This is a genomic window from Oceanidesulfovibrio marinus (assembly GCF_013085545.1).
GTDB lineage: Bacteria > Desulfobacterota > Desulfovibrionia > Desulfovibrionales > Desulfovibrionaceae > Oceanidesulfovibrio > Oceanidesulfovibrio marinus.
In genome coordinates this window covers 613,820-626,125 of the sequence record NZ_CP039543.1, presented here as the reverse complement: position 1 = coordinate 626,125, position 12,306 = coordinate 613,820, and the positions used below count along the sequence as shown (strand labels likewise).

Here is a 12,306-nt window from a genome sequence, read left to right as displayed (position 1 = left end):
TACCATGTTTAAGGACATCGTTGTCGGTGTGACGCCTTCCGGAGTGGACGAGTGCGCCGTGAACGCGGCCGTCGGGTTCGCCAAGCGCTTCGACGCCAAGCTCTACCTGGTCCATGTGGCCGGCGCGGCCCAGGGCTGGGGCGAGATTCGCTACCTCGAAGGCAGCGGCGAGACCGGCCGTCTCCGTGAGCAGATCCAGGAGTACTACGGACCGCGGCTGCAGGACCTGGAGCACTTTGAGATCATGGTGGTGCCCGGCATGCCGCACGCAGAGCTTCTGCGTACGGCGCGCAAGGTGAACTCCGATCTCATCGTGCTGGGACCGCACACCAAGGAGCACGCCGAGCGCCGCTCCCGCATGTGGGGCATGACTGGCAGCACCCTGGAACGCGTCAGCCAGCGGGCCCGCTGCCCGGTGATGATCGTGTCCCGGCCGCTGTGCGACGTCGAAACCAACTTCCTGCGCGTGGTGGTAGCCACGGACTTCTCCGACCAGGCCGACTGCGCCGTGAACTACGGCGGCCAGATGGCCCGGCAATACAAGTCCGCCCTCACCATGTTCCACGCCCTGGATATCGAAGGGATCAGCGGGCAGCTCGACCAGCAGGAGGTCGAACTGCGCATCACCGATATCAAGAAGCGGCTCAAGGAGGAGTATGAGCATCGCCTGCGCGGCATCGCGGAGTGCGAGTACGAGTGCTGGGAGGGCAAGCCCTCCATGGAGATCCTCAAGCTCGCGCGGATGAAGGAGGCCGATATCATCATCATGGCCCACCACTCCAAGGAGACGGACCCCGAGAAGGCCTTCCTCGGTTCCACGGTCACGCAGGTCTCCCTGAACTCGGCCTGCCCGACCATGAGCGTGAACAAGCACTTCGATATGCGTTGCGGCCTGATGTACGACCAGACCGGCGCCGTGACCTCCGAAGAGCATGAAGCGCCTGCCGACGCATAGGTGATGAAGCGCTCCGGAGTTCCTGCCCCGGAGCGCAACAATCATAGCATCCATGGAGGACGCCATGGTGGAACACGCCCGAACGTTGACGCCGGCGCACCGCTCCGAGGTCATGGAGCTGGCCGCCGCGGCCTTGCCCCAGGGCGGCAATCTGTCCATGTGTATGACCTGCGGCGCCTGCGTGAACGGCTGCCCGGCCTCCGGCCTGGAAGGCATGGACCCGCGCAGGTTCCTGCGGCTGGCCGCCTTTGGTCAGGACGAGGAGGTCTTGTCCACGCCGTGGGTCTGGATGTGCACCATGTGCTTCCGCTGCATGCAGGCCTGCCCCATGCAGGTGAACATCCCCATGCTCGTGTACGAGATACGCGCGCGCTGGCCGCGGGAAAAGAAGCCCAAGGGCATCATCGGCTCCTGCGATCAGGGCCTGCGCACGGAAGGCGCCAGCGCCGTGGGCATCTCCAGCGAGGACTTCCGCTTTACCGTGGAGGACGTGCTGGAGGAGGTGCGCGAGACCCAGCCGGCCTTTGCGGACCTGGAAGCCCCCATCGACAAGCACGGCGCGTACTTCTACGTGAACCAGAACTCCCGCGAGCCTGTGAAGGAGCCCGAGGAGATGGTGCCGCTGTGGAAGATTCTGCACCTGGCCGGTGCGGACTGGACCTACGGCACCCACGGCTGGGGCGCTGAGAACTACTGCATGTTCGCGGCCGAGGACGACCACTGGAAAGCGATCCTCGAAAAGCAGCTCCAGGGCGTGCAGGAGCTGGGCTGCTCCTCCTGGATCAACATCGAGTGCGGCCACTCCTTCTACTCCATCTGGGCCGGCATGCAGCGCTTCGGCCTGGATACGGACATCGAGTTCGACCACATCGTGCGCTGGTACGCGCGCTGGATTCGCGAGGGCACGCTCCAGCCCAGCTCGGCCTGGAACGATGACCTCGGCCTGCGCTTCACCGTGCAGGACCCGTGCATGGCCGTGCGCAAGTCCATGGGCAACCCGTTCGCCGAGGATCTGCGCTTCGTGACCAAGGCCTGCGTGGGTGAGCAGAACTTCGTGGAGATGTTCCCCAACCGCTCCAACAACTACTGCTGTGGCGGTGGCGGCGGGTTCCTGCAGTCCGGCTACAAGGACGCGCGGCTGGCCTACGGCAAGGTCAAGGCCGGGCAGATACTGGCCACGCACGCGGACTATGTGATTACCCCGTGCCACAACTGCCACGCGCAGATCGAGGAGCTGTCCGAGCACTACGAGGGCGGATGGCACACCGTGAACCTGTGGACCATCCTCTGCCTGAGCCTCGGCGTGCTGGGCGAAAACGAGCGGACCTACCTGGGGCCGGAGCTGGCCGAGGTGGGCCTGCCCGAATGACTGTGCAGCGGGATGCGTTCATCCCGGGGGAGGAAACAATGAGTGACCAAGCCGTGCTGACGCCGGACACGAGCTCCGAGCTGATGGACAAGGTGGCCGAGCTGCTGCCGGAAGGCGGCAACCTCTCCATGTGCATGACCTGCGGCACATGCGTGGACGGCTGCCCGGCCTCCGGCCTGGAGGGCATGGACCCGCGCAGGTTCCTGCGGCTCTGCGCCTACGGGCTGGACGACATCGCGCTGAAGACGCCGTGGGTCTGGATGTGCTCCATGTGCCAGCGCTGCGTGCACGCCTGCCCCATGGGCGTGAACATCCCGCAGCTCATCTACTGGTGCCGCTCCCAGTGGCCACGCGAGGAGCGCCCCAAGGGCATCATCGGCTCCTGCGACCAGGCCCTACGCACCGACGGCAACAGCGCCATGGGTGCATCCAGCGAGGACTTCAAGTTCGTGGTCGAGGACATCCTGGAAGAGGTCCGGGAGTCGCAACCCGGCTTCGAAGAGCTGCAGGCCCCTGTGGACAAGAAAGGCGCCTACTACTTCCTGAATCAGAACTCGCGTGAGCCCGTGACCGAACCGGACGAGATGGTGCCGCTGTGGAAGATCCTGCACCTGGTGGGCGCGGACTGGACATACTCCACCAGAGGCTGGGCCGCGGAGAACTACTGCATGTTCGCGGCGGACGACGCGGCCTGGGAGCAGGTGGTGCGCAACAAGGCGCAGGCCGTGGAGGACCTGGGGTGCAAGGTCTGGCTCAACACGGAGTGAGGGCACGAGTTCTACGCAGTCCGGGCCGGACTGCAAAAGTTCAACATCGAGCATTCATTCGAGATGGAATCCATCATCCGCCTCTACGCCAGGTGGATTCGCGAGGGCAAGCTGCCCGTGAGCTCCGACTGGAACAAAGAGCTGGGGGTGACCTTCACGGTGCAGGACCCCTGCCAGCTCGTCCGGAAATCCCTGGGCGATCCCGTGGCCGAGGACCTGCGCTTCGTGGTCACGTCCGTGGTGGGCGAGGAGAACTTCATCGACATGTGGCCCAACCGCTCCAACAACTACTGCTGCGGCGGCGGGGGCGGCTACCTCCAGTCCGGCTTCTCGGAACAGCGCCGCAAGTATGGAGACGCCAAGCTCAAGCAGATCCTGGCCACCAAGGCCGATTACTGCATAGCGCCGTGCCACAACTGCCACTCGCAGATCCACGACCTGAGCGAGTTCTCCGGCGCGCACTTCCCGGTGGTGCACCTCTGGACGCTCATCTGCCTCTCCCTGGGCATTCTGGGCGAGAACGAGCGCGGCTACCTGGGCGAGGACCTGGCCGAGGTGGGACTGTAGCACCGCAGAAAACGCGCCCTGCCGTCCTGCTTTCTGACGGCATTGCAAGGAGCCGTGGCGATTGTCCGCGGCTCCTTTTTCTGCATCACCGCCTCTCCAAGCAGCCGGCAAAATAGTATTCTCCTCTATATGACAACGAGGGGTTTTCGGTTATGAGATTCTCTGGAACGCTTCTATCGCCATTCTCCAGGGAGGTATGTCATGGGATTCTTTTCGGAGTTCAAGCAGTTCGCCATGCGCGGCAACGTGGTCGATCTCGCCGTGGGTATCGTCGTCGGCGCCGCCTTCGGCAAGATCGTCTCATCCTTTGTAGACCAGGTGCTCATGCCACCCATCGGCCTGCTGATTGGCGGCGTGGATTTCTCCGAGTTCGAGATCGTGCTCAAGAAAGGCTCCGAGGGCGTGGACCCCGTGATCCTGGGCTACGGCGCGTTCATCCAGACCATCGTCAGCTTCACAATCATCGCCTTTGCCGTCTTCCTGCTGGTCAAGGCAATCAACAGCCTGCGCCGTAAGGAGGAGGCTGCGCCTGCTGAGCCGCCGGCTCCTTCGGCCGAGGAAAAACTGCTCACGGAAATTCGCGACCTGCTGAAGCAGCAGGCGGAGTAACAGCCGGCAGAAGCCAGGTTCCGGGCCGGACCGCGCCCCTCTCCGGCCCGATTGCGCGGTGGTGATTGTGGGATAACGGGCCGTCCCGCCCAGCCCTCACCGCCGACGGCGGCTCGGCGTGGGAATGCCCGCCATGCCCAGATGACGATAGATGCTGGGCACGCTGAGGCCGGAGAGGCGGCTGGCCTCGGACACGTCGTTGCTGCACGCCTCCATGAGCCGCATGAAGTACGCCCGGTCGCGCTGCACCTTGTACTCCATGTACGGCATCAGCTCGCCCAGGGGCATCTCCTGCGCCGGATTCTGCTGGCGCTTCTTTTTGGGTTTGTCCAGAAACGACAGTCGGATGTGGCTGGGCAGGTGCTTGGGGTAGACCACGTTGGCCGCGCCGGACTCGATAACCGCGGCCTCCATGACATTGGCCAGCTCCCGGACGTTGCCGGGCCAGGCGTAGCCGGTGAGCACCTTGAGCAGCTGCCGGGACAGCGTTTTTGGCGGCACGGCGTAACGGTTGCATGACTCGCTCAGGAAATGCCGGGCCAGCACCTCGATGTCGGCCACGCGCTCCCGCAGGGGCGGCATGTTCAGCTCGATGGTCCGCAGCCGGAACAGAAGATCGCTGCGGAAGGTGCCGTGCTCCGTCATCTTTTCCAGGTCGCGGTTGGTGGCGGCCACCAGCCGGAAATCGCTCGTCTCCTCCGTGGCCGATCCCACGGGCCGGAAGCGCTGCTCTTGCAGCACGCGGAGGAAGGACTTCTGCAGGCTCATGGGCAGCTCGCCCACTTCGTCCAGAAAGAGGGTGCCGCCGTTGGCCTGGGCCACCAACCCCCGGCGGTCGGCGTGCGCGCCGGTGAACGATCCCTTCCTGTGGCCATACAGAATGCTTTCAACCAATGACTCAGACAGGTTGGAGCAATCCACCACCATGAAGGGCTTGTCGCGCCGGCGGCTCATGGAGTGCACGGCGTGGGCGGCCAGCTCCTTGCCTACGCCTGTCTCGCCCAGGATAAGCACGCTCGCCTCGCTCTGGGCAGCGCGCAGGATGTGCTGCTTGGTACGCTGGGTGGCCGGGGCCTCGCCGATGATGCCGCAGGCATCCAGCCGCGCCTGCGGATCGTGTCGGCCGGAGCTTTCCTGCCGGTACTTGAGGGCGCTCTTGAGCGAGGTGGACACGGTCTTGGGCGAAGCCGGCTTGCGGATGTAGTCCCACACGCCGTTGGCCAGCGTCTCCTGGGCGCCGTAGTTGTCGCCCACGCCGGTGATGACGATGATCTCCGGCTTTCCGTTGGTGGCGCAGAGGTTGTCGATGGCGTCCTGGCCCGGACCGTCCGGCAGGTCGAGGTCCAGGAAGATGACGTCCACGCCCTGCTCGGCGCAGCTCATGCCGTGCTCCAGACTCTCGGCCAGCATGGTGTCGTGGCCCATGTCCGAAATAAGCCGATACAGGCTTTTGCGGATGAACTCGTCGTCGTCGATGACCAGAACCTTGGACATGTCCGTTCCCTGCCAAAAGTGTCGTCGCTACTGCGCCGCGTGGCTGCAGTACTTCTTCACGGTTTCCACCAGCGCCCGCGGCGTCATGGGCTTCATGATAAACTCCCGGATGCCTGCCGCCAGGGCCTGCTCCTCCAGCTCCGGCTCCACGTGCCCGGTGCAGATGATCACGTTGGCGTCCTGGTCGTGCGCCAGGATGCGGCTGGCCATGTCGACGCCGGTCATGCCGGGCATGGTGTGGTCCGCCAGCACCAGGGAAAAGCGGTGCCTGGCGTTGATGAACCGCTCCAGCCCTTCCTCGCCGCTCTCGGCCGTGAAAACCTCGAGCCCGGCGTTGCCCAGGGTGCGCGCCATGGCCTGCAGCGCCCTGCTGTCGTCATCCACGATGAGCAGCCGGCCGCGCGTTGCGCCGGAGTCATTGGGCTCGGCCACCACCGGCGGTTTCCGCTCCTGCGCCACCGGGATGTACACGGTGAACTCGGTACCTTCCCCAGGCGTACTGTTCACATGGATGACGCCGCGGCTGGAGGTGACGATGGCGTGGACCACGGCCAGCCCCATGCCCGTGCCGCCGGTGCCCTTCTTGCTCGTATAGAACGGCTCGAAAATCCGCTCGATCCTGTCCGCCTCCATGCCGTGGCCCGTGTCCCGGACGGTGAGCACCACGTACTCGCCCAGGGAGAGGCCCGGATGCGGCGTGTGTTTGAGCGAGTCCACACGCAGATTGCGAATGCAGATATCGAGATCGCCGCCCTCCGGCATGGCCTGCACGGCGTTGCGGCAGAGGTTGAGCAAAAGCTGCTGCACCTGGGAGGGGTTGCCCACAATGCAGTCCTGCCTGGCGGAGAAGTCCATGAAGAGCCGTACGCTGGACGGCAGGGAGGGCTGGAAGAGCTCCAGGTACTCCGTGGCCAGGGGGATGAGCTGCAAGGGCGAGCGGGAGAAGTTCTGCTGGCGGCTGTAGTCCAGCACCTGTTCCACCAGGTCGGCGGCGCGGTAGGCGGCTTTCAGGGCTTCGGTCAGCGCCTCGGAGGCCTGGCCCTCCGGCGCCTTGGAGAGCTCGTAGTCGATATTGAAGATGATGGGCAGGAGATTGTTGTTGAGATCGTGGGCAATGCCGCCGGCAAGCACGCCGATGGCGCGCATCTTCTGCGCCTGGACCAGCTCCTGCTCCACGCGCTTGAGCTCGGTGATGTCCATGCCGAGCTCCATGACCAGGGGCTCGCCGTCCTCATCCTCGAATGGGTAATCGTAAATATGGAATGAACGGCCCTCCAGGTCGGTGAACTGCCACTCCTCGGGCTTGTTGGTCTCGAAGACCTTGAAGGTGGGGCAGAACGGGCACGGAGAGTCCCGGCCGCTGAACATCTCGTAGCAGAGCCGGCCGTTGGGCTCGCCGTACAGGTTGCGCGTCTTCCGATTGGCGTAGGCCACGTTGTAGTCCCGCCGCTGCATATACACGAAGACCGGCAGCTCCTCGATGATGTCCAGGATGAGCCGGCGCCCACGCTCCTTCTGCGCCTCGATGTGCTCCATGGCGGTGCGTTCGGCAGCCAGTATTTGCCGGGCGCGCTCCTCGTCCGGAAGCTCGGTGATCTCGATAATGGCGTGCCCGTCTCCGTTCGGCGGCGGCAGGATGCGGCAGAGGCAGGAGCGGCTGTCGCCGCTTGCGCCATGCTCCCAAACGAACTCCGCGCCGTCCTCGCCAATGGTGTTCAGCCCGGCGGCCAGACCGTCCAGCAGCGCATGGTCCAGGGCCTGCTCGGAAAGGGGCCGGCCTTCGCGCACACCATCGGACTGCAAGGCATAGGAGCAGAAGGCCGGGTTGGCGAAAACGAGACGACGTTGCGCGTCCACGGCGGCCAGGCCGTTGCGGCACTGCCGCGCATAATGATTCCAGGTAGCTGCGTCGCCCATGGCGGCCTTCTTTGTTTTACAATTTTCTACATTTGCTCTTGAAGCCACCAATACGCCATGCGCAAAGAAGAATCAACGGCTACAGCACTTAATATAAATACCTTGATTTATAGTATTTTCACCAAAAAATCGGTACAACATTGTATTATCATTCTTAAGAATGAAATTCTCACATCCTAGAATTAGCGTATTTTCCATCTATATCCTTCTGCCCTACTCGCTTCCCGACTGTTCGATCAACATACTGTATATTCATAGAAAAACTCCTTGGCCCTCCAGCGTGGCATGCAATTTGATCTATACGACTTGACGAAATCAGCAAACCACCATCGAAAGGTCCTTGTTTTTTCGAACGTGAATAACAAAAAAGGAAGCCCGGATGACCGAGAACCCGACTGCACCCTGCTCTATCGACCGCATCAAAAAGACAATCGAAGAGAACGACATCCAGTTCGTCCGCTTCGAGCAAGCCGACCTCTACGGCGTCTCCAGGAGCAAGACCGTGCCCGTGGACTGCTTCGCCGACTACGTGAACTGCGGGCTCAACTTCTACGGCGGGCTCCTCGGCCTCGACATCCAGTCCATGGTGCCCTCCGGCACCGGCTACGCCGAAGAGGTGGCCTTTGCCGACCACTGCACCCGGCCGGACCTCTCCACCTTCACGGTGCTGCCCTGGGTGCCCAACACGGCCAACGTCACCGTCGACCCCTACTGGTACGACGGCACCCCGGCCATGGCCTCGCCCCGCCTGATGCTCAAGAAGATCATCGACGAGTTCTACGAGATGGGCTTCATCTGCCGGCTCGGCTACGAGTTCGAGTTCTACGTCCTGAACAAGGAGACGCGCGAGCCCGTGTACAACGGCCAGCCCATCTTCGTAACGCTGAAAAACAACTTCGACATGGACTTCACCTACGACCTGATGCGCAAGATGAAAGAGGCCGGCATCCGCATCATTACCCAGAACTCCGAGCACGGACCCGGCCAGCAGGAGCTCAACCTCTACTACAAAGACGGCCTGCCGGCGGCCGACACCGCTTTCCTGTTCAAGATGGGGGCCAAGGAAATCGCCCTGCAGCACGGCTACATCGCCACCTGGATGACCAAGCCGTTCATCGACTCCAGCGCCTCGGGCTCCCACTTCCACGTCAGCCTCATCGACCGCGAAACCGGCAAGAACGTGTTCAACGATCCAAGCGCCGAGTACGGCCTTTCCCCCATGGCGCGCGACTTCCTGGCCGGCATACTCAAGCACGCCGCGGCCAACTCCGTTTTCACCGCGCCCACCATCAACTGCTACAAGCGCTACCGCATCAACTCCTTTGCGCCGCACAGCGCCACCTGGGGCATGGAGAACCGCACCGTGGGCATCCGGCTCAAGGGCACCCGCGGCGAGTCCACACACTTTGAAAACCGCCTGGCCTGCGGCGGCACCAACCCGTATCTGCTGGCCCTCAGCACCCTGGCCGCCGGCCTGGAAGGCATCAAGTCCAAACCGGAGCTGCCTGCGCCCGTCACAGACATCGCCTACACCCGCGATGACGTGCCCGCCCTGCCCAAGAGCCTGGAGGAAGCCATCGACGAGTTCGAGAAGGACACCGATCTGCACGCCATCCTGGAGCCGGAGTTCATCAAGCTCGTGCTGGCGGTGAAGAAGTTCGAGGTGGAGACGGCCAAGGCGCAGTTCAAGGACTACGGCACCATCGCCTTCAACCAGCGTGTCGATCCCTGGGAGTGGGACTACTACATGGAGCTCATCTGAGCCCTGTCCCACGGAGACGACCATGCCCAACGCCATTCCCGTCATCACCCTGGCCGGCACGCCCTACGAGCGCGGCTGCATCCTCGGCACGAAGATGAGGCAGAGCATCCGCGAGTTCGCGGACACCGTGACCGCCGTGCACAGGGAGAACAACGCCTGGCTCAAGGCCAGCCGCGATCCGCTCATCGCTTTCTGCAAGCGCAACCTGGGCTTTCTGGAAAAGCACAGCCCGGACCTGCTGGAAGAGATGCGCGGTATTGCCGACGGCGCCATGCTCACCTTTGACGATATCCTCTACCTCAACACCTTCCTGGAGCTGGAGGACCTGCGCGCTCCCGGTCTGGGCGGCTCCATCCTGCCGGATGCGCTGTGGGGCTGCACCACGTTCAACGTGACCTCGGAGGCCACGGCCGACGGCCGCGCCTACATCGGCCAGACCTACGACATGGAGAAGTACTACGAGAAGTATCTCTGCGTGCTGCGCATCCGGGAAGACAACGGCCCGGACCAGCTCATCCTCACCTTTGCCGGCATCCTGGGCCTGTGCGGCATCAACGCCGCCGGCATCGGCGCTGTCATCAACAAGGTTGTGGCCACGGACGCCCGGCCCGGCGTGATCTATCCGTTCATAATGCGCAAGGCCCTGGCGGCTCAGCGTATTGGCGATGCCCTGGGCGCAATCATCTACGCCCCCCGCGCCTCGGGCCTCAACTACCAGCTTGCCGGCTCGGACGTGGCCTTCTGCGCCGAGACATCCGCCGCCTGGTACGAGCTCCTGGAGATCGACGGCTCCATAGCCCACACCAACCACTACCTGGGCCGGACCATGCGCCGGTTCGAAACGGCCAACTGGCTGAGCCACGGCGGCACCATGGTCCGCCTGCAGGTGGCCACGAACTTCCTCAAGAAACACCGCGGGGCCATCACCCCGGAGATGCTCAAGGAGCTCACCCGGAACCACACCAACCATCCGCGATGCATCTGCGCGCACGGGTTCCCCGGCGAGTCCGAGAACACGGCCTTCCACACCTCCTTCGGGGTGGTCATGGACCCCGAGGCCGGCTGGTTCGAGGCGTGCCCCGGCAACCCCTGCGAGAACGAATACCAACGCTACACGCTGTAACGGAGCATCAATCGGCACCTATCCGGAACTCACGATGGTCAAAGGACATTTCGAATAACTGCAGCAACATCAAGAAGGGGTACGCTATGCAGTCCAAAGAGACGCAGATCAAAAAGGTTTTGCAGAAGTTTGAGAAAGGCGGCATGGACCGCCGCGGCTTCCTCGAGAAGATGACCGCTCTGGGCGTGACGGCCATGGTGGCCAACGCCGTGAGCCTCTCCCCGCTGGGCGCGACCAAGGCGTTCGCCGCCATCCAGGGCTCCGAGGAGCGCGCCTGGGAGCTGGCCAAGAAAGCCGCAGCCAAGGCCGAGAAGAAAACCCTCACCCTGCTCATCCCCACCGGCTCCATCGGCAACATGACGCCGTACGTGGACAAGTGGAAGAACGAGCTCGGCATCGACCTGGAGTTCATCGAGGAGCCGGACGAGGTCGTGCACACCAAGGGCATGCAGGAAGCCGTGGCCAAGACCGGCCGCTACGACGTGATGATGCCCACGGCCATGTCCTACCCGGACTGGATCGACTCCGGCGTGATCTACGACCTGACCGACTGGACCGAAGAGCACCAGCCCGACATCTTCAACGAGGAGTGGGGCGTTGTCTTCCCGGCCAGCCACCACGCGCAGCTCTACAACGGACGCGTGGCCGGCCTGCTCAACGACGGCGACCAGATCACCCTGCTCTGCCGCAAGGACTACCTGGAGAACCCGGACAAGGTGAAGGCCTTCGAGGACAAGCACGGCTACCCGCTGGCCGTGCCCAACACCTGGAAGGAGTACTACAACCTCGCCAAGTTCATGCACGATCCGGACAACGGCTTCTACGGCAGCCTGGAGTACCGCTCGCCCTACTACGTAAAGTGGATGTTCATGCAGCGCCTCGTGTCCAAGGGCAGGCTGTACTTCGACCAGGACGTGAACCCCACTTTCAACTCCGACGAGGGCGTGGCCGCGCTGGAAGACATGCTGGCCATGAACGAGTTCCTGCACCCGGACGCCTTCAGCTTCACCTGGTCCTCCAACTACAACGCATTCGGCCGCGGCGAAGGCTTCATGAACATCGTCTGGCCTTCCGGCTTCAAGTACTCCAAGGCCCCGTCCACCGGCCCGGCCACCACAGGCAAGATCGCCGCCACGGTCATGCCAGCCGACACCCTGCCCAACGGCGAGTTGCTGTACGCGGGCCTGTTCTGCTGGGGTTACGGCTACGCCGTGTCCAAGTACTCGGCCAACCCGGAACTCTCGTACGCCTACGCCCAGTGGATGACCTCGCCGACCATCTCGGCCGACGCCATTCCCTACCTGGGCGGCTACTCCGACCCATACCGCATCAACCACATGCTGGCGCCTACGCAGCGGCTCATCGACACCTACTCGCCCGAGTACCTGCAGACCCTGTACGACAACATGGTCAACACCGTGCCGGACTTCTGCCTGCCCGGCGGATTCGAGTATCAGGACGCTCTGGACAAACAGGTGCACGCCTGCATGACCGGCGCCAAGAAGCCCAAGGAAGCGCTGGACGACGCGGCCCACTCCTTCGAGCGCATCACCCGCCGCATCGGTCGCGACAAGGTCAAGGAGTCCTGGCTGGCCCTGGCCAAGAACCTGGCCGAGCCCATCAAGAAGGCCAGCGGCGCCGACCAATGGTAATCCAGGGGTAGGCCGCTTCTGCCAGGATTGAAACACGGGGATATGTCCGCCGGCCGGGAGAGCGATCCTTTCCCGGCCGCCCCCCGTTTAT

General features: G+C 63.5%; 9 protein-coding genes. 7 read left to right on the top strand and 2 right to left on the bottom strand.

What is annotated here, in order from left to right; all coding sequences use genetic code 11:
- Positions 1-4 precede the first annotated feature (4 nt).
- The 4 genes from E8L03_RS02840 (at position 5) to mscL (ending at position 4,267) form a co-directional block, all read left to right on the top strand.
- A complete protein-coding gene (locus E8L03_RS02840) occupies positions 5-955 on the top strand; it encodes a universal stress protein (protein WP_144305646.1) in 951 nt (316 codons plus the stop codon).
- Positions 956-1,019: 64 nt separating this feature from the next.
- A complete protein-coding gene (locus E8L03_RS02835) occupies positions 1,020-2,324 on the top strand; it encodes a (Fe-S)-binding protein (protein ID WP_216367932.1) in 1,305 nt (434 codons plus the stop codon).
- Between the two features lie 38 nt (positions 2,325-2,362).
- The gene (locus tag E8L03_RS02830; protein WP_171266501.1) at positions 2,363-3,658 is read left to right on the top strand and encodes a (Fe-S)-binding protein; all 1,296 of its coding nucleotides are present in this window, start codon (positions 2,363-2,365) and stop codon (positions 3,656-3,658) included.
- A gap of 201 nt (positions 3,659-3,859) precedes the next feature.
- Positions 3,860-4,267, top strand: coding sequence for a large-conductance mechanosensitive channel protein MscL (mscL, locus tag E8L03_RS02825; protein WP_144305643.1), 408 nt, complete (start codon positions 3,860-3,862; stop codon positions 4,265-4,267).
- 96 nt (positions 4,268-4,363) lie between these two features.
- Here mscL and E8L03_RS02820 read toward each other — a convergent pair whose 3' ends face one another.
- Together E8L03_RS02820 and E8L03_RS02815 are read right to left on the bottom strand one after the other, a co-directional pair.
- Positions 4,364-5,761 (bottom strand): sigma-54-dependent transcriptional regulator, encoded by a 1,398-nt coding sequence (locus E8L03_RS02820; protein ID WP_144305642.1) that lies wholly within the window; start codon positions 5,759-5,761, stop codon positions 4,364-4,366.
- Positions 5,762-5,788: 27 nt separating this feature from the next.
- Positions 5,789-7,678, bottom strand: coding sequence for a hybrid sensor histidine kinase/response regulator (locus tag E8L03_RS02815; RefSeq protein ID WP_144305641.1), 1,890 nt, complete (start codon positions 7,676-7,678; stop codon positions 5,789-5,791).
- A gap of 379 nt (positions 7,679-8,057) precedes the next feature.
- On the opposite strand from E8L03_RS02815, the gene E8L03_RS02810 reads away from it, so the two are divergent.
- The 3 genes from E8L03_RS02810 (at position 8,058) to E8L03_RS02800 (ending at position 12,215) form a co-directional block, all read left to right on the top strand.
- Positions 8,058-9,440 (top strand): glutamine synthetase family protein, encoded by a 1,383-nt coding sequence (locus E8L03_RS02810; protein ID WP_144305640.1) that lies wholly within the window; start codon positions 8,058-8,060, stop codon positions 9,438-9,440.
- 22 nt (positions 9,441-9,462) lie between these two features.
- A complete protein-coding gene (locus E8L03_RS02805; protein ID WP_171266500.1) occupies positions 9,463-10,563 on the top strand; it encodes a C45 family autoproteolytic acyltransferase/hydrolase in 1,101 nt (366 codons plus the stop codon).
- An 86-nt stretch (positions 10,564-10,649) separates the two neighbouring features.
- Positions 10,650-12,215, top strand: a complete 1,566-nt coding sequence (locus tag E8L03_RS02800) for an ABC transporter substrate-binding protein (RefSeq protein ID WP_171266499.1) — start codon at positions 10,650-10,652, stop codon at positions 12,213-12,215.
- The last annotated feature ends 91 nt before the right edge of the window (positions 12,216-12,306 follow it).